This is a genomic window from Endozoicomonas elysicola (assembly GCF_000710775.1).
Classification (GTDB): Bacteria; Pseudomonadota; Gammaproteobacteria; order Pseudomonadales; family Endozoicomonadaceae; genus Endozoicomonas; species Endozoicomonas elysicola.
On record NZ_JOJP01000001.1, the window covers coordinates 4,861,605 to 4,880,010 of the forward strand.

Consider the following 18,406-nt stretch of genomic DNA (forward strand, 5'->3'; position numbering starts at 1 on the left):
CATTGAATATAGGTAGGGGCTGAATGAACAAAAGTATCCTGGTTACCAAGCGTGACGGCGACAAGGAACAGCTGGATCTTGAAAAGATCCACAAAGTCATCACCTGGGCCGCTGAAGGCCTGGATAATGTCTCCGTTTCAGAAGTAGAACTTAAGTCTCACATACAGTTCTACGATGGTATCAAGACCACGGATATTCACGAAACGCTGATCAAATCCGCAGCGGACCTGATATCGACTCAGGCGCCAGATTATCAGTATCTGTCAGCCCGTCTGGCCATTTTCCACCTCCGTAAAAAAGCTTACGGCCAGTTTGAACCTCCACGGCTGTTTGACCATGTGGTTAAACTGGTGGAGCTGAAAAAGTATGACCAACACCTCCTGACGGACTATAGCGAAGCTGAGTTTGATCAGATGGAAACCTTCATTGATCACAGCCGTGATATGAACTTCAGCTATGCCGCAGTGAAGCAGCTGGAAGGCAAATACCTGGTACAGAACCGAGTGACCGGTGAGTACTATGAGAGCCCCCAGATTCTATACATGCTCATTGGTGCCTGCCTCTTTGCTGAATACCCGAAAGAGACCCGCCTGGATTTCATTGAGCGTTTCTACAATGCGGTGTCCACATTCAGACTTTCCCTACCAACCCCGATTATGTCCGGGGTGCGTACACCTACGCGCCAGTTCAGCTCTTGTGTACTGATCGAGTGTGGAGACTCGCTGGACTCTATTAATGCCACTTCCAGCGCGATCGTTAAATACGTTAGCCAGCGCGCAGGCATCGGTATTAACGCTGGTAGTATTCGAGCTCTAGGTAGCCCAATCAGAGGCGGTGAAGCATTCCATACTGGTTGCATCCCCTTCTATAAGCACTTCCAGACAGCGGTAAAGTCGTGCTCTCAGGGTGGTGTCCGCGGTGGTGCAGCCACCCTCTTTTACCCAATCTGGCACCTTGAAGTTGAAAACCTACTGGTTCTGAAAAACAACCGAGGTGTTGACGATAACCGGGTACGACATCTGGATTACGGGGTTCAGTTTAATAAGCTGATGTATCAGCGTCTGATCGAAGGGGGAAATATCACGCTCTTTTCACCCAGCGATGTACCCGGGCTTTATGATGCGTTCTTTGCCGATCAGGAAGCGTTTGAAAAGCTCTACAAGCAGTATGAGCAGGACAGCAGCATTCGCAAAACCACTCTGAAAGCCATCGAACTCTTTTCATTGTTCGCTTCCGAACGTGCCAGTACTGGGCGGATATACCTGCAAAACGTGGATCATTGTAATACACACAGCCCATTCGATCCTTCTGTAGCACCTGTTCGCCAGAGTAACCTGTGCCTGGAAATTGCTCTGCCAACAAAGCCACTGACGCATATCCATGATGAAGAAGGCGAGATTGCCTTGTGCACACTGGCAGCATTCAACCTGGGTGCCCTGAAAGACCTCAGTGAACTTGAAGAGCTCTCCGAACTGATTGTACGGGCCCTCGACAGCCTGCTGGACTATCAGGACTACCCGGTTCCCGCTGCTTACAACTCGACCATGGGACGACGCCCTCTCGGTGTCGGGGTCATTAATTTTGCCAACTATCTGGCCAAGAATAGTGTTCGATACTCTGATGGCTCCGCCAATGGACTGACTCACCGCACCTTTGAAGCCATTCAATACTTCCTGCTGAAAGCTTCAAACAAGCTGGCCAAGGAAAAGGGAACCTGCTCCAAATTCAATGAAACCACGTATGCGAAAGGTATCTTGCCCATTGATACTTACAAGCGCGACCTTGATACAGTTTGTGAAGAATCTCTGCATCTTGACTGGGAAAGCCTGCGCGAAGAGATCAAGTCCTTCGGTCTTCGTAACTCAACACTGACCGCATTGATGCCATCCGAAACCTCATCCCAGATCAGTAATGCAACCAATGGCATTGAGCCCCCCAGAGGCTTCGTTAGTGTCAAAGCCAGTAAAGACGGTATTCTGAAGCAGGTGGTTCCTGACTTTGCCGAGTTGCAAGATCGTTATGAACTACTCTGGAACCTCCCGAATAACGATGGATACCTGCAACTGGTTGCCATCATGCAAAAATTCGTGGATCAGACCATCTCGGCCAACACCAATTATGATCCTGGCCTGTTCGAAGGTGGCAAGGTACCCATGAAACTGCTCCTGAAGGACCTGCTGACAGCCTACAAACTGGGCGTGAAAACGTTGTATTACCACAACACTCGTGATGGCGCTGCCGACGCCCAAAACGATATGGACGATGGTTGCGCGGGGGGAGCCTGCAAGATCTGATGAACATCCAGTCTCTTTAAAGACTCTCTTAAAGAGACTGGAAATGTTTACCTGGGCGAGCGGCATCCATGCGTAAATATTTATAGATAAATGCTTATAGCTAAACAGCGTCGTTCGCTTCACTCTTGCCCAGGCTAAAAGCCGGCCAGAAAACCATGCGCGGAAACCACTGAATTGGGGCAAATCAAACAATGACATACACCACATTTAACCAGGAACACTTCAATGCCACTAAGGAGCCCATGTTCTTTGGCCGTAATGTCAATGTATCCCGTTATGACGTCCAGAAATACCCTATCTTTGAGAAGCTGATCGAGAAACAGCTCTCCTTTTTCTGGCGCCCTGAGGAGGTGGATCTCTCGACTGACCGTCGCGATTTTGCTGCACTTCCTGATCATGAAAGGCATATTTTTCTCAGCAACCTGAAATACCAGACCCTTCTGGACTCAGTGCAGGGTCGCTCACCTAACGTTGCCCTGTTACCCATTGTTTCCCTGCCAGAACTGGAAACCTGGATAGAAACCTGGGCCTTTAGTGAAACCATTCACTCTCGCTCCTATACTCACATCATCCGTAATATTGTCACGGAGCCGGCCCGCATCTTCGACGATATTGTTACCAATGAAGCTATTACCAAGCGGGCCAAAGACATCACCCGTTACTATGATGCTCTGATTGAAGGCGTCAGCCTTTACCACCAATTGGGCGAAGGTAAGCACATCATTAACGGTGAAGAAGTTAACATCAGCATCACGGACCTGAAACGCAAGCTCTATCTGACCATTGTTTCGGTCAACGTACTGGAAGCGATCCGTTTTTACGTTAGCTTTGCCTGTAGCTTTGCCTTTGCAGAGCGCTCCACCATGGAAGGCAACGCCAAAATCATCAAATTGATTGCCCGTGATGAAGCCCTGCACCTTACCGGTACCCAGCATATTCTGCAGCTGATGGCTGACGGTAAGGATGACCCTGAAATGGCCGTCATTGCCCGAGAATTGAAAGATGAAGCCCGACAGATCTTCATTGATGCAGCTGAACAGGAAAAAGACTGGGCGGACTATCTTTTCCGTGATGGATCCATGATTGGCCTGAACCGGGATATTCTTGGCCAGTACGTTGAATATATTACTAACCAACGCATGTCTGCTGTTGGTTTTGAGCCTGCCTTTACCATCAAGCAGAACCCTCTGCCCTGGATGAACAGCTGGCTTAACAGTGATAACGTTCAGGTTGCCCCCCAGGAAGTGGAAGTAAGCTCCTATCTGGTCGGACAAATTGATAGTGAAGTTCAGTCTGAAGACTTTAGTAACTTCTCATTATAAGAAGCGTTATATACCTAAAGAATTTCATATTCCTGCGCGGCGGCCAGTAAGCGAAGCCCCGGAAGCTTAACAACACTATGTGACAGAGTCGGGCTGGCACTCCAGTGGGCGAACATCGCCAACAAAGCAGGAATATGAAAGACGATGGGTATAAGCAGTCTCAGCATACAACGTCCCATAGTCACCCCTGATTCAGGTCTGACTAATACAGGCGAAGCATCATGGCTCACATTATCAAAATTCTGGAAGGTTTCAGCTTTATTCCCCGTAACGAGCTGACGCTTCTGGAAGCTCTTGAGCAAGAAAAAGTAGACGTTGAGTACCAGTGCCGTGAGGGTTTCTGTGGAAGCTGCCAGATAAACCTTATCGATGGAGAAGTCACCTACACAACAGACCCCATTGCCTTCATTCCTGAAGGAAAAATTCTGGCCTGCTGCTGCCAACCCAAAGGCGACCTGACCATTGAGATCCCGGGAGGATGTAAACTTAAAAAGAACCGCCTATGATATTTACAAAAAAGAATGACAAACAAACAAAAAAGAATGTCATATCATAAAAAATAGAGTGACAAAGTCGTATCTTAGTTCCATACTTCGTTTAATTGCACTAAGGTACGAAGTATGCGCCCAGGTCAATATGCTAAGGAGAAGAGAAATCTTCGCAAGCAAAAAGGAAAGGGAATTACGACTTTTCCAAGCAAACGAAAGGGTCAAAGGGAATCAATTCTAACGGAAAGCCCCTTAGAGGCAGATTTCTGCTATCACCTTGAATACGACCCTGATGTTCTAAGCTACGAGGCACAACCATTAGGCTTCTATTATTTATTTGAGGGAAAAGTCTGTTTATATACACCAGATTTTCTGGTCAACTATATTTCTGAACCTAAATACTACGAAATCAAGTATAAAAAATATTCAGAAACGAAGACTTTTTCAAAGGCGCGGTTTGATGCAATAAAAAAGCAGGCTCAATCACTCGGCATTCCGATCACGATGATCACCGAGGAGTTCATTTATCAACAGCCAAAGTTTACTAATCTACAAGTCCTGCACCAGTATGAGTATATTGATCAAATACCCACAACATTTATCAATCATATCTACACAGCTCTTTCACTAGGTGAAGATAGAATTTCAAATCTTATCGACGGCGAATATCAAGGCATACAACTCTGCTATGTCTATCAGATGATAGCTAATGGTATGTTAAAAACAGATATAGATGCCCCCCTATCCATTAACTCAGTTGTATCAAGAGTGAAATAATGAGACCCATTAAGGAAGGAACGAAATTAAAAGTCCAGCAAGACAACGGCGAAGAACTCATATTCACAGTTTATGGGGTTAATGGTTCCAAAGTTAATCTTCAAGAGATGATCATTGGTTATACAATCACATATAGCTATAGCCAGCTAGCAGAGCTAATTGCATGTGAAAAAGTCAGTTTCCTATATGCTACTGATGAAGAGAGCAAACTATATCAGTCATCAAGAATCGACTTTGCATCATCACCTGAAAAACATAAAAAGCAAGCAAAAAGGCGGTTAGAATACATAAACCAGATTAAAGATGACGGGATAGAGACTTTTACAGAAAAATCTTTAACTCCATCTATTCAAAAAACGGCTACTAGACTTGGTGATAAAGCCCCAAACTGGCGCACTGTAGAAAGATGGATTAAATCTTATAATGCAATAGGTGGAAGCATCCGAGGCTTACTACCAGATTATGATAACGTAGGAAAGAAAAAAAACAAATTCGGTGAAGAAGTTGAAGATTTTATAGCAAAGGCAATAGAATCTTTTAAAAAAATGGAAAAGCCATCCGTAACTACAGCCTATAGTAAGCTAAAAATATTAATATCAAATTACAATGCAGAAGTTGTTTCATCCAAAGAGTTAAAACAACCAAAATATAACACATTTTATAATCGAATATGTAAAGAAGCCCCATATGAGCTCTCGAAAGCCAGGGAAGGAAAAAAGATAACACGAGCAAACTTCAGGGAAAGACAGGATTATCAAAAAACCACAAGAATATTAGAAAGAGCTGAAATTGACCATACAATTCTTGATTTGTATGTAGTAGATGATAAGAATTTGATTCCCCTAGGAAGACCCTATATAACATCTATTATTGATCACTACTCTCGATCTATTCTTGGGTTTAATATTGGTTTTGAAGCAGCCGATCATGTTGCGGTTACCAAAGCACTAAAGCATGCAATAGCTCCCAAGACCTACGTGAAAGAAATCTACCCAGAAATAGTAAATGAGTGGCTCACTTATGGGAAACCTGCCAAGCTTGTAACAGATAGAGGAATGGAATTTGAAAGCTTATCAATGGATGACATTTGTTTGGATCTAGGGATAATCCTGCAAAGAAATCCAGCAAAAATGCCTTGGTATAAGGGGCGTATTGAATCGCACTTTGATACTATCAACAAAGAGCTGTTAGATGATAAACCAGGAAAGACATTTTCCAATATCATTAAAAGAGGAGACTACGACCCAGAAAAAAATGCAATTATCAGATTTTCAGCCTTCATCAAAATATTCCATATATGGGTTATTGATATCTATCAGCAGTCACCAAGAGCTGAAAGCAGTCTTGTACCCGATACTTGGTGGAGAGAATCTGCTGAAATTTATCCTCCCATCCCTATATCAACAAAGACACTTGATATCATAATTGCTGTAACGAAAAAAAGAACAATCCAAAAATACGGCATTAAGATTGATCATATTGTCTATGACTCAGAAGAGTTGTTTAAATATAGATGCAAAAAAGGCTTCATTAATGTCAACATAAAATATAACCCAGATGATATTGGGTCAATATTCATTCTTAACACCGATACAAATACGTATTTTGAAGCCAGAGCTATCAACTTAAGATACGCAGCAGGGCTGTCTGTATATCAACACAAAATCATAAGGCAATATCTAAAGGATAAAATCCAGTCTTCAGTAAATCCTGAGAATCTAGACAAAGCAAAAGAAATTATTCAGAAGATAGTTGACGAAGAGTTAAACCATAAAAAAGCACACACTCGAGCCAGAGCTAGCAGGCTAGCTAAAATCACACAAACAGAAACAATTAAGAAAACAAAGAAGCAGACCCCATCAAATGACAATGAAACGACTGTTAAAGTAGAGACGGTCTCTTCCAATAAGCCTGAAAAAGAAAGCCTCTCAAAAAATACACCTAAACCTAAACCGACAGGCTGGGGAAGTAGCCTCAGACTAGGGGGATCAGATGACTACTGATAAACATGAGCGCCTCAAAGCCATTGAAAATATTTTTATATCAAGCCCACATATTCAAGAAATAATTGATGATATTGAGGACTTCAGAAAGTGGGCAAAATTTAATGAATATAGAACAGAGCCGGACTGTATTCTGGTAACAGGAGGTCCAGGCTCGGGTAAGACTTGGCTGATTGAGAAGATGAATGAACTTAACCCGAGAATAGAAGAGGAAGATAGAACTAAGATCCAGATTCTGAGTTCATCAATCCCAAAAGCTAGAACACCGAAACCTGTTGTTCAAACTTTACTTCGTGATATAGGAGATCCACTGCTCGGCAGAGGAGATACTATAGATTCCTTAACAAAGCGACTGGTAACTCTTATAGAAAATACAGGTGTAGAACTTATCATCATTGATGAGTTTCAGCACTGTATTGAATCATATTCTAAAAAGGTTCTCCATGATATTGGTGACTGGTTAAAAACTCTCATTAATGACTCAAAACGGCCAATTGTTCTTTTTGGCATGACTTGGTCAGATATCATCCTGGAAACAAACCCTCAATTAGCCAGAAGATTTCCAATACACCACTCAATGCCGGTATATACAGAAAAAAACTTTAGTGACTTTCTCCAATTTTTAGGAGAGGTTGAAAAACAGCTTCCCTTTAAAAATAGTTCTGGCCTAACTCAAAATGAATTAGCCTTTCGGCTACTTTGCTGTTCCAATGGTAATATCGGGACTCTGATGAAAAACATAATAAAAAAAGCCGCGATAAAAGCAGTAAAGTTTAACCTCAATAGTATTCCATTAGAGTATATTTCAGATGCTGTTGAAAAATTTTGCGGTTACAGCAAAGAAAACAACCTGATGCTAAAACCAATTGACAGCATTCTTTTTGAAACTCAGGATGATTACAATTACTTTCCAAATCATAAAATTAATATTTCATCATTTGATGAAAATAACAAAATAAGTGTTACATTTTCAGAATTCGAAAAAAATCTGACAAAACATTAGATTAGACCTCCCCACTATGCGGGGAGCTTCTCATCCTCTCTTTCTGATACACAAAAGCTGTCCATAATCCTCTCAGAATAATTAAATGGTTGATCTAGTGGAATATTAGTCAGCCTACCACAAAAGTAAGAAGAGTCATCGATATACTTTTTATAGTATTCTACTCCATTAATCTGAACATAACCTGCAACAATTCTATCCCTAAGTAAGCCCATGTTTTCCACACCGCTTTCTTTAACAAAAAATCTAGTATAAAAACAATCAATATCTACATCATAGAATAACTTCATCACTACCAACTCAATTATATTGTCCGGTATATGATGCTTAATAAAATCCTTTTCATTGCTGTCAAGAGATATATCAGGAAATACATTCCTTTCATACCACAGGAAATCACTTAATCCGTGCATTAGATTACGCGAATGAAGAGGATAGACAACCTCAACATTAGATAAATTGGTAGATGCAAGTGGAAAGATAAAGTGCGTAAACATTATGGTTAAAGAATCGCTACTGCTAAATCCAAGCTCAATTAGCCTTTTGATAAGTAGTTTTAAACCCATCTCAATGTCAATAACCATAGATTTTGAAAATCCTTCCCAAGAATATAATTCAAGGAATGGAAGCCCTGTTACTATACGAAGTTCTCTAATAAACTTATCATACATTTTGTCGAAAATATTTTTTAAGACCACCACCTCATCAAATCTTAAAAAACCAAACACACCTAAATTTAAAACACGAAAAGATTTAATTATTTTTTCATAAAACCAAATCTCACATTTTATATTATCAGCTGTAACAGTTTCTTTCTTAACGATTTCATCTCCATAATGAAAAATCTCCCACACGGAAGTAACTGGTGCTTGCTCCGAACCATCAAAAACCAAGGAACCCCCTTTTTTTATATAAGGTTTGATAGGTAACCTATTATTTTTTAAATTTAGCCTCTTAATTTCTGTTAACGACAATCTGAAGGTATCAAGATGCTCATAATTAACTTCATGCTCAGGACAAAAGGAGAATAATTGTATATGGTTATGTAGCGCTCCCCAACCTTTGAGCTTTAGACAGCATGGACAATAACGTAACAAATATCTCTTATCTTCCTCCTCATACTTTGATGGCAAAAACATATTTTCATAATCTTCTTTATTTAATTGAAGATCATTTTCTAAAAATCTCTGTAAAGTCTCATCCCCTAATTTTAAGAAATCGAAACTTATAACCGTAATAGTCTTTTTCTGTATGAATGATAATAGATGAAATAGATGCTTGAAGCCATTTACTTCTGCAACCCGAGCCAAATACCATATAATACTTTCGTTTTCAAAACAACGCGGACGAACCAATAGCGGCACTGTTTGTCACCTAACATACAAATCAATCAACCCCCCATCCAATTGCTTTCCTGAAACGAGGGTCATACGCTTGGTGTCTTTTATATCATAACAAATTCCTGCTGTCCTATCGTTATAATACTTATTCAAAAAATTATTCAGCTGACTTTCAGATACAAGCCTCATTGCTTTTTTGTTGCCACTGAGTTGGCATGTATCGAACTTTAAAAAACCTTTCTTCATCCAAAAATATACTACCTTTATATCAACATTGACCATCTCCGCAACTTCGATAGGCTTTATGTATCCATCCTTCGCAATGTGCCGTTTAGGCATTACAGGGCACATTTGTTTTATTGACCATGGGTCAGCATCACTTTTAACAAAAAAATAATGAATCCGTCCTTCGAACATACCTTCAACAATTTGTGAAAATTCTATCCCTGAAAAGTAATAGTTTTTCAAAACTTGTTCATAACTGTACCCACCTGACAAATCTTTATTTTTTTTGCATTTCTCTTAGCCATATTTATAAAAGATTCAACATCCTCTTTCAGAAAGATATATTTCTTGTTATCTGATGATGGTTTGATAAATGTTTTAATCACACCTGAATTAACAAGCCGCCTCAATACAGCTCTTTGAACATGCAAAAGGGCACACACATCTTTAAAATCCAGTTTATTTCTCAACCTCACTTCCAGCTCTTCAACTTGCGCTCTTTCATATATTGCAGCCCCCTTCCCTCTTTCAACCAGCTTAATTATCCCTAACCTTTCATACCTAATAACCGTACCTATATCACACCTCAATTTCTTGCATACCTGCGATCTACTTATATATCTAAGATCCTTGCTCTCTAATTTCATTTTTTTCATTTTGCTTAAATATCTTCCGGACCATATTTGCGCTATATAATAATCAAATTCTTTATTTAGCAGTTCATTCCATCGACAATTATTATCACCTTTTAGAATTCGATAAATATCCCTAAAGCACAGAGTGACACCATGAATTCCAGAAGCCGACATTGGATTTTCTGAGTAGTATTCCAGAATTTTATAATATGCTACTGGCCAGTTCTTTATAGCTCTCCACCCTTTCATAAAAAAGGAATTCAAATCATGATTCGACCATGACTGAATAGGAAGCTTATTTCTTGCTTTGACACCCATTTCATGACTGTCAGCTCGATGTTTCCAGAATGAAAGCCAATATAATAAGGAGAGGAAATCTTCAATAGCTATTCCTCTAAAATCTTCATGCAGTTCTTTGCAGTTACCATCTACAACCTTTAAGATAGTGTCTGATAATAACAGTGAATCATTACTTACAGGCCTGCCATCGCACAAGTAAATTTTATCGTCATTTGGAAATGAATTCAGTTTATTCCTATACCATGTAAGCCTTTTATCTTTCCCTATTTTACAATCCACAAGACTGCATTTATGCTCAGGACAACTTGTAATCGCAACAACATTCCAGATCGCCAACCCATACCCATATTCCTTTATACAGCCAGGGCAAACTCTAGGATTATTAAATCTTACAAGGCCTAAAGGAATTTTTATTCCTGAAACCAAATAAAAGCCCCCGTCTTCAATTTCTTGGAATGATATTTCTCTTATTACATCTATCGATAGATCAAGTATTTTCGAAATACCTTTAATTTCGCTTTTCCCTGTAAGTATATTTTTTGCTCTTAGCTTTCCACTTTTATTTCCATAACCGGCTAAATTCATAATTCCAGCTGGAGAACCAATTCCGTTCCCTTCAGCCAGTCTGATTAAATAGCTAAGCAAGCACTCATCTTCATATGGTATTGGCCTATATAAAAGCATTCCTTGCACCTTTCTTAAACTCGTATAATAAATCAATCCAGCTAAGAGGTTGTTCCAATAAAATCATATTTTAAAAAACAATTTCTTTATTAAATTATTATAGTTGATAAATTCACGAATACTGATCTTAAACCATTAAAATTAAGGCTCTTTTCGAATTCCGGACTTCTGAACTATCCTTTACTGAAAAATAGTCAACGCCAGCATTGATCATGAATATAGGCCGACTTTCAGACCTGATCAGTAACGAAACCTGCTTCAAAGTGATCAGGGAGAACCGCTGACCAGATGGCACTATTCGCTGCCCCCACTGTGATTCTGAGAATATCAAAAAGAATGGACACGACAATGTTCAGGTAGAATGCCAACAATATTTTTGCAAATCCTGTAAGCGCTACTTTGATGACCTGCCGAATACGGTTTTCTCTGGACACCACCGGCCACTTAAAGTTTGGATTTCAAGTCTCTATTTAATGGCGCTGAACGTCTCTAACAGCCAGATAGCCCAGGAGCATGATAAGGTTTACATTGTTGCTGGTCACAAGGGACACCTTGAAGCATGAAAAAAACCTGGATCACCTTCCGAGAAAAAGAAGGCATAAAGGCGCCCCGGGTCGTGGGACTCTTGAAAAAGACAAACCTCCTGTACTGGGGATGATTCAAAGGGGAGGTCAGGTGATTATCAATATGCTGTCGAACGTTAAGAAAGCAATAATCGAACCTTTTATCAAGAAACATCTAGCACCCCAAAGTCAGGTTTATACCGACGAATACAATATCTATGATGACCTTGAAAGTTGGTGCTTCAAGCATAAAACGGTCTGTCATGAAAAAGGAGAATATGCCCGAGATGATGACAAAGATGGTATTTACGAGATTCATGTAAATACTATGGAGGGCTTTTGGTCGCTTCTACGCTCGTGGCTGAGACCTCACAGGGGAATATCTCAAGAGGCATTGCCCCTTTACCTTGTTTTTTTGAGCTTTGCATAATGTTGGGCGAAGAGGGAAAAGCCTGCTTCAGCCCTTGGTCAACTTGTTGGTTACGTAGCAGTCAGGAATTCGAAAAGAGCCTCGGCGGTAATAACATGGCGCTATCCCCAAAAGCCATGCTGAGAATTGCTTCAATGGTTCGGGGTGATGGAGTCTTTAATGGAGAGCAGGTAATTTTACGACAGTGGATTAATGAGTCAATGATTCCCAGGGCATATTCATCCTGGAGTGGGCTGGGCTACGGTTATGGCTGGTTTATTACGCCATCGGGTTACGTGATCGCTCGAGGTTATGGTGGACAGATCATCGCAGCTCACAAAGAACGGCAACTGGCGGTTGCGATCACCTCGGATCCTAACCATCCTGCAGGATCAGATGGCTACTTTGGCCAGCTACTGGAATTACTCGATGGTCCGTTGCTGGCTTTTGGCTCATCATCGAGGCTGGAATTATCGACATAAATTTGTGAAGTGATAAATACCAGTCCGAATCTGGAATGAGTAAATACTGACCATGCTGGATACTGTGAGCAATTTTTTCGTCTGATTACATTATGACATAGGGAATCAGAGATACTACAATTCTCTGATTCCCTACCCCCTCTCTGTATCTCTAGTCCAACCTGAACCTTTGTTGTTCGGGGCTAACTGATCGAGGACAAGCTTTTAGGCATGCCCCCTGAAGTATCAAGTGTTTATTAAAAGCTATACTGATATTGAAATTGCAGCTTCGTATCACTGTAGTCGTGTTCAATATGATGCCCAAGAGCAATGCCAAGTTTACCTTTATAGCTCATGTGATAATCTAGAGCTGCCAGCAACTCATAACGTTCTTCAGAAGCTCCTGAAACTGTATCAATATCAAGCTGGACAGTTTCATCAGCAAGAATGTAAGCATCAATCTGTTCATCGTCAGCATTAAAGTCATACCAGCCCATTACCATTAGCGAAGGCGAGAATGTCGCTGAATCCAGCTCAATTTTGGTGCTCACGTTTAAGCCTCCTCCAAGTTTCATTTGTGAGACTGACTGGTCATCATAACCAAGGGCCGCTACGGATCTCGACTCTTCGTAATCGCTGACTTTCAGATGGTTCAGTTCAGCGGCCACCAATGGTTGAACTGAGAACATACCCAACTCGAAGTTTGCTCCTGCATTCATTCTCAAGGCGATATTCATAGCCGAGAAGTTGCCTTCTGCCTTGGTATTCCCACTATAGCCGGTGCTTTCACCGATAGTACGAGTACTGACAAAAGAGCTGTAACCGGCATTAACGGCTGCTGTTGCAAAATACCGATCTTTATTAAGTCCGCCATAGAGAGACATTTGGTATGTCATCAACGGTATAGTTAGTGTCATATATTTGGGTGTCAATATCCTGCCTATTGATACTGAAAGCCGCGCCAACAATTATGTTCTCAGAATAATTGTTATCCATACCAAAGCTGGCGTTGAGACCGCTCACTTCATAGCCATCAATACGACCATCTATGTCTTTTTCACCATGATACCCGTATATGTTCATCCAAAACCCGCCTTGTTGACCACTACGATTCATGGACAGTCGCGTATCAATCTGATCCAGCTGATGACTCTGGCTGCGTTGGATCACATGGATCACGGCACCACTGCGATCAGGAGTTAACTCTCCCGCAAGCCTGGCTGCCTGCTGATCATTACTGGCATCATTTAACAAATTGGCAAGTTCTTCACTATTTCTGCTGCCGAAGGTAATAGTGTCTGTTGTTATTTCGGTGTCATCCAATGCCACATGACCAAATGTTTCCAGTACGAAACTCTCAGTATCATCGGCCCCACCATCACTGGCCATTTTAGCCAAGTCTTCAGCTGACGTATCCGTGTTATAAGATATTTCAGCTTCTATATACTGGTCACCATCGGTATTGGTTAAAAGCTGGTGACTGTCCACAGTCAATAACCAGCCCCCAGTGATCTTCAAGTCGTCATAGCCAGTAACTGCGTCGGCCTCAACAAGGCGCTGAGTGCCAGCTGCATCTTTAAGATCCCCCTTAACAAGCAGGTCGGCACTAACGCCAGCATCAAGTGCAAAAGCTCCATTAATCTTCAGAACAGCCTCATCATCAGCCAGTTCACCGTTCAGTTCCATATTTAATGTTGAGTTTTTACTCAACCGAAATATCCCGTCAGTCTGCAAATCCATAACAATGGATTCACTTTGCTGCCTGAGTGTCAGGGTGCTTTCCTGGCCAATTTTAAACTCACGGGCACCAGACACCAAAACACCGTCAAAAATTGCTGCAGCATCACCTTTAACAGCAACCTCTGAGCCAAATTTATCCGAATTCAAATAGAGGTTTCCGTACGTTTCACTGCCCCCTTCCATAACATAAGCAATCCCGTTTTCACTTCCCCGGGTATCTAGCGCAATCTGCTCACCATTAACCATTCCGCCAATCACCTTTCCGTAATTGACAATATCTCCAGCCTTGGCTCCGATTATCTTAATAGCAGCAGCATTGTCTGACTGGAGAATCCCATTATTGGTAATATCATATTTGCTATTACCACCGCTGGTAATATCTATAGCACTGCCTGTAGTGCTATAAACCCGGTCTCCCTCGCTAATTGTCACTGATTCAGTGAGTTCTTTAATGGCCTCAAGATCTGCCGAGAAAACATGCCCACTCACAGACCTAAAATGGATGTAATAGCTACAGCTAAAGCCGATTTTTCTTTTGTGATTACACTGATCATCATTCAACCCATGGCTATTGATGTGTGCAAACCATCAGGAAAAATATAATGAACGACACATTTCAATCATTATATTGGACGAACTGATAGTGGTCACTTGCATCACCGCACGCATTAATACGTATCAATAGTTTTCGTCGTAAAGAAAAAGTAAGTTAAGTAGGCGGTATATTTTTTCGAATACAACCAAAATACATTGATTTGAATCACACTTGGGTGAAAAACACCACAAACCAATAAATCATTCATCAATATAAACGAATAGAAAATGTATCCAACATAAATGCAATGAACTATTTACAACTTGCAGCTCAAATTATGAACCAAATCAAGCCAAAAAATCATAACCCACTGTCTTTAAGAAAAACAAAGCCATTTCTGTACAAAAATCAAACCAAATCATTCGAGATAAATATTAAACGCATAAACTAATAACAAAAAATATAACTTTTCGCTCAACATTGTTAATTTTTTGATTTATGTCAACGAAATAAAGATGCTGGGACTGCATTATTATCAGCGTGCTGAATTGATTGATATATTGAGTTTTGTTTCTGCTTACAGTGAATTGTTGTCCAATGAATAACCCAAGACTAAATCGAGTACTTCAATATATAAATCAAGTTGGATTTGCTACCACAAATGAGCTTTCAGAAGCCGTTGGTGTATCCTTACAAACCATCAGGCGCGATATTCGTATTTTAAGCGATCAAAATCTGATCAATAAATATCATGGTGGTGTCGCCAAACTTAACATGACAGCCACATCTTCTGAAGCGATTGCTGTCAATGATAATCACATTGATAGTATCAGCAGCCTCCCTGAGAGTACCAATAATCAGGAGCAGAGAGAGAATATGCAAAAGCAACTCGCTCTTGAAGTTGTGAAGCACATAAAAGATGGGAGTTCAGTTTTTATTGCCATTGGCACAACGATGGAAGCAATTGCTCATGAATTGGCCTGTAAAAAAGAATTAACGATTTTTACAAATAGCCTGACAGTTGCCAATATCATTTATAAAAACACTGATTTTGATGTCATTATTCCCGGTGGTACTGTTCAGCGTCGAAACGCAGGTTTGGTTGACAGAGAAACAGAATCCTTTGTTCAAGAGATCAGTGTCGACTACTTATTGTTTACTTGCGGAGGGTTTGAGGAGTCAGGTAATTTGCTGGGTTTCTATTTGCAGGAAATTCACATTCTAAAGATGCTTTTAGAGAGAAGCTCCCACTCATTTTTAGTTATTGATTCAGGAAAATTGAACAAATCCGCACCTATCAGAATAACGAACCTGTCAGAAATAAGCAGTTTATTTATTGACAACAAGCCCAGCGAAGGGATTTTAAAAATTGCCAAGCTCAATAATGTTGGTGTGTATATACCGGAAAAATAAAACAGTTATTTATGATTTATAAATCATGTGATGACTTTTTTCACTTCAAAGAGTCATTGCATGAGCAATAATTTTTACAACATATAAGCTAGCAAATTAATAAAATATTATTCAATAGCTTTGAATTTCAATGCTACATCACTATTTTTTAGCCCTTAAAAATGGATGAGCATTTCCTTTACATCTGTTCAGGCTATTACTTGATCAAAAGAACCAAGTAAAAAATTTTTTGGCTAAGGCAACTCAGACCATCTGACATGATTGATTAATTCATTTTTTTGCAGAAGTAATAAATAAACTGATAAACGAGTATTAAGTATGGAACAGATAATTGAAGAAGTTGATCTCGGACTTTTAGAGTTCACCCTACCAAAAGAAGTGGTGGCTGGAGGTGAGATCAAATGGAAAGTCAACTTTACTGCTCACAGCGAGTTCAAGCCAGGTAGCCACATTCGTATCACTGTACCTGCCTACCAGCACCAACGCAGCGAAGAGTACCTGCAAGCTCATGATTACTGGATGCCAAATTTCTTTTGGGCCATTGCCGACGAAGAGTCTGTCCAACTGGAAGTCCATGTAGAAAAAATCGCAACAGACTTCAAACATATTAAACGTTGGGTTGATTCATGCCGTGTTGGCGTCATCACTCTGGAGACAGGGCTTAAAGCTGGCGAAGCAATAACTATTCATTTCGGCGGAATAGATCGTCCTTGGCTTGAAGGTGACTGCATGCCGTCACGTGCCGGGCAGTTGGCATTCCATAAAGAAGGTACCTATTTAGACTACATACTTGAGTTCGATGTAACGGGAACTCAAGAATATAAACAATATGATGTTTTCCCCAGTATCAAGCTTATACCTGATCAGTTGGCTCAGCTACAGGTGACTTGCAAAGGATATAGCAATCCCGGTGAAGTGCTTGAGGCATCAATCTTACCGATGGACCGGTTTGGTAACCCGTTGTATGAAGCCACACTTGATCATTTCAAACTATCTATTTTTGACCTGAAAAGTGGCTTGCAAGTAACAACAACCGACATCACAGGACAGAAGGCATATATCGCATTGGAGCAGGGTGCTTACAAGCTAACTGTTGAAGACAGCGGGCTACACGTTAATGATGCAGTCATTATTTGTGAAGAGAATGCACCTTCTTTGTTCTGGGGGGATACACATATTCACTCCAACCTCACCGCCAATATTCGGGATAACGACCTTGGTTCGACACCAAAACGGGGGTACACCTATGCACGGGAAGTATCAAAACTGGACTTCTTAGCCCTGACGGAACAGACCTATACCTTTAACGAAGATCGCGGGGTAAATATCGACAAGGCCACCTGGCAGACAATGGCTGATGAGTGCGATCGCTTCGATGATCCTGGCAATTTCGTAACCATGAGCGGTTTTGAGCTCCATTGCCGCCGGGGAGATACTATCTGCCTGTTCCGTGGCTCGCTAAGGAATTATGACTACCCCGGCTATGAATTTGGTATCCTGCATGATCTCTGGGATTTTTATAAAGACCAAAACATTCTTACCATTCCACACCTGCATCGATTCAGTGACCGCACGCCAAAATACGCCGAAAGCAAGGGCAAAAAAGCGGAGGTCGGGTTTGATCTGAAAAACTGGGAACAGGACAGTCACCATGAAACCATGGTGGAAATCTATTCTGCTCAATGGGGACGCTTTGAGTACGAAGGTAATCCGATGTTACTCAAGTCTCGCAGGAATATTAAAAACAATACCGTTGTTGATTTTCTGAACCGAGGCAAAAAATGGGGCTTCGTTGCCAACAGTGATGGTCACGATGGTAACCCCGGCTATGGTGGAGTGACAGGCGTTTATACAGATACTCTGACCCGTGAAAGTATTTTTGATGCACTGCATAACCGTCAGACCATCGCAACCACCCATCCACGCATGGTGATGGATCTCAATATTAATGATGCTCATTTAGGCCAGACAATAACCAGCACAGGTTCGATTGACCTTTGCTTCAGGGTTGCGGCACCAAGAGCGCTGAAACGTATTGAAGTGATTCATAACGGTGAAGTGCTAAAGCGTATTGATAGCAGCGAGCAATACCAAGAAGTTGAACTTTCAGAGACATTCGAACCCGGTAAACATTATTTCTATGTTCGTTGCTTTCAGGATGACGGCCATATCGGCTGGGTATCACCAATCTGGGTCAATATCGACTGATCGTAA

General features: G+C 41.0%; 17 protein-coding genes. 11 read left to right on the plus strand and 6 right to left on the minus strand.

What is annotated here, in order from left to right; translation table 11 throughout:
- Positions 1-23 precede the first annotated feature (23 nt).
- Complete coding sequence (gene nrdA / locus GV64_RS20540; RefSeq protein ID WP_020581666.1) at positions 24-2,294, plus strand: class 1a ribonucleoside-diphosphate reductase subunit alpha; 2,271 nt, start codon at positions 24-26, stop codon at positions 2,292-2,294.
- 191 nt (positions 2,295-2,485) lie between these two features.
- Positions 2,486-3,616 carry a class Ia ribonucleoside-diphosphate reductase subunit beta gene (gene nrdB, locus GV64_RS20545; protein WP_020581667.1) on the plus strand — a complete coding sequence of 377 codons (1,131 nt, stop codon included), beginning with the start codon at positions 2,486-2,488 and terminating at the stop codon, positions 3,614-3,616.
- A 14-nt stretch (positions 3,617-3,630) separates the two neighbouring features.
- Here the strand turns inward: nrdB and GV64_RS25375 are convergent, their stop codons facing one another.
- Positions 3,631-3,783, minus strand: coding sequence for a hypothetical protein (locus GV64_RS25375; RefSeq protein ID WP_020581668.1), 153 nt, complete (start codon positions 3,781-3,783; stop codon positions 3,631-3,633).
- 54 nt (positions 3,784-3,837) lie between these two features.
- On the opposite strand from GV64_RS25375, the gene yfaE reads away from it, so the two are divergent.
- From yfaE to GV64_RS20565, 4 genes are all read left to right on the plus strand, one after another.
- The gene (gene yfaE / locus GV64_RS20550; protein ID WP_020581669.1) at positions 3,838-4,122 is read left to right on the plus strand and encodes a class I ribonucleotide reductase maintenance protein YfaE; all 285 of its coding nucleotides are present in this window, start codon (positions 3,838-3,840) and stop codon (positions 4,120-4,122) included.
- Between the two features lie 114 nt (positions 4,123-4,236).
- A complete protein-coding gene (locus GV64_RS20555; protein WP_020581670.1) occupies positions 4,237-4,881 on the plus strand; it encodes a TnsA endonuclease N-terminal domain-containing protein in 645 nt (214 codons plus the stop codon).
- Positions 4,881-6,884, plus strand: a complete 2,004-nt coding sequence (locus GV64_RS20560; protein ID WP_020581671.1) for a Mu transposase C-terminal domain-containing protein — start codon at positions 4,881-4,883, stop codon at positions 6,882-6,884. The genes GV64_RS20555 and GV64_RS20560 overlap by 1 nt, the downstream gene beginning before the upstream one ends.
- The gene (locus GV64_RS20565; RefSeq protein ID WP_020581672.1) at positions 6,874-7,887 is read left to right on the plus strand and encodes a TniB family NTP-binding protein; all 1,014 of its coding nucleotides are present in this window, start codon (positions 6,874-6,876) and stop codon (positions 7,885-7,887) included. Before GV64_RS20560 ends, GV64_RS20565 begins: the two co-directional genes overlap by 11 nt.
- 14 nt (positions 7,888-7,901) lie before the next feature.
- On the opposite strand, the gene GV64_RS20570 is transcribed toward GV64_RS20565, so the two are convergent.
- The 3 genes from GV64_RS20570 to GV64_RS20580 are packed head-to-tail and all read right to left on the minus strand — an operon-like array spanning position 7,902 to position 11,071.
- Positions 7,902-9,251, minus strand: a complete 1,350-nt coding sequence (locus tag GV64_RS20570) for a TniQ family protein (RefSeq protein ID WP_020581673.1) — start codon at positions 9,249-9,251, stop codon at positions 7,902-7,904.
- Between the two features lie 6 nt (positions 9,252-9,257).
- Positions 9,258-9,695, minus strand: coding sequence for a hypothetical protein (locus GV64_RS20575; RefSeq protein ID WP_152554134.1), 438 nt, complete (start codon positions 9,693-9,695; stop codon positions 9,258-9,260).
- Positions 9,692-11,071 carry a TniQ family protein gene (locus tag GV64_RS20580; RefSeq protein WP_020581675.1) on the minus strand — a complete coding sequence of 460 codons (1,380 nt, stop codon included), beginning with the start codon at positions 11,069-11,071 and terminating at the stop codon, positions 9,692-9,694. The genes GV64_RS20575 and GV64_RS20580 overlap by 4 nt, the downstream gene beginning before the upstream one ends.
- Positions 11,072-11,397: 326 nt before the next feature.
- Here GV64_RS20580 and GV64_RS26335 point away from each other — a divergent pair, with 326 nt between their 5' ends.
- From GV64_RS26335 to GV64_RS20590, 3 genes are all read left to right on the plus strand, one after another.
- Positions 11,398-11,634, plus strand: a complete 237-nt coding sequence (locus tag GV64_RS26335) for a transposase (protein WP_428829075.1) — start codon at positions 11,398-11,400, stop codon at positions 11,632-11,634.
- Positions 11,624-12,064 (plus strand): IS1595 family transposase, encoded by a 441-nt coding sequence (locus GV64_RS25660; protein ID WP_201772504.1) that lies wholly within the window; start codon positions 11,624-11,626, stop codon positions 12,062-12,064. The genes GV64_RS26335 and GV64_RS25660 overlap by 11 nt, the downstream gene beginning before the upstream one ends.
- A 95-nt stretch (positions 12,065-12,159) precedes the next feature.
- A complete protein-coding gene (locus GV64_RS20590; RefSeq protein ID WP_051700875.1) occupies positions 12,160-12,525 on the plus strand; it encodes a serine hydrolase domain-containing protein in 366 nt (121 codons plus the stop codon).
- Between the two features lie 236 nt (positions 12,526-12,761).
- Here GV64_RS20590 and GV64_RS20595 read toward each other — a convergent pair whose 3' ends face one another.
- Together GV64_RS20595 and GV64_RS26150 are read right to left on the minus strand one after the other, a co-directional pair.
- Positions 12,762-13,388 carry an autotransporter outer membrane beta-barrel domain-containing protein gene (locus tag GV64_RS20595; RefSeq protein WP_020581678.1) on the minus strand — a complete coding sequence of 209 codons (627 nt, stop codon included), beginning with the start codon at positions 13,386-13,388 and terminating at the stop codon, positions 12,762-12,764.
- On the minus strand, positions 13,366-14,676 hold the full coding sequence (locus GV64_RS26150) for an autotransporter domain-containing protein (RefSeq protein WP_152554136.1): 1,311 nt from the start codon (positions 14,674-14,676) through the stop codon (positions 13,366-13,368). The genes GV64_RS20595 and GV64_RS26150 overlap by 23 nt, the downstream gene beginning before the upstream one ends.
- A gap of 700 nt (positions 14,677-15,376) precedes the next feature.
- Here GV64_RS26150 and GV64_RS20605 point away from each other — a divergent pair.
- The gene (locus GV64_RS20605; protein ID WP_020581681.1) at positions 15,377-16,192 is read left to right on the plus strand and encodes a DeoR/GlpR family DNA-binding transcription regulator; all 816 of its coding nucleotides are present in this window, start codon (positions 15,377-15,379) and stop codon (positions 16,190-16,192) included.
- Between the two features lie 318 nt (positions 16,193-16,510).
- Positions 16,511-18,400, plus strand: a complete 1,890-nt coding sequence (locus GV64_RS20610) for a DUF3604 domain-containing protein (RefSeq protein ID WP_020581682.1) — start codon at positions 16,511-16,513, stop codon at positions 18,398-18,400.
- Positions 18,401-18,406: the final 6 nt, after the last annotated feature.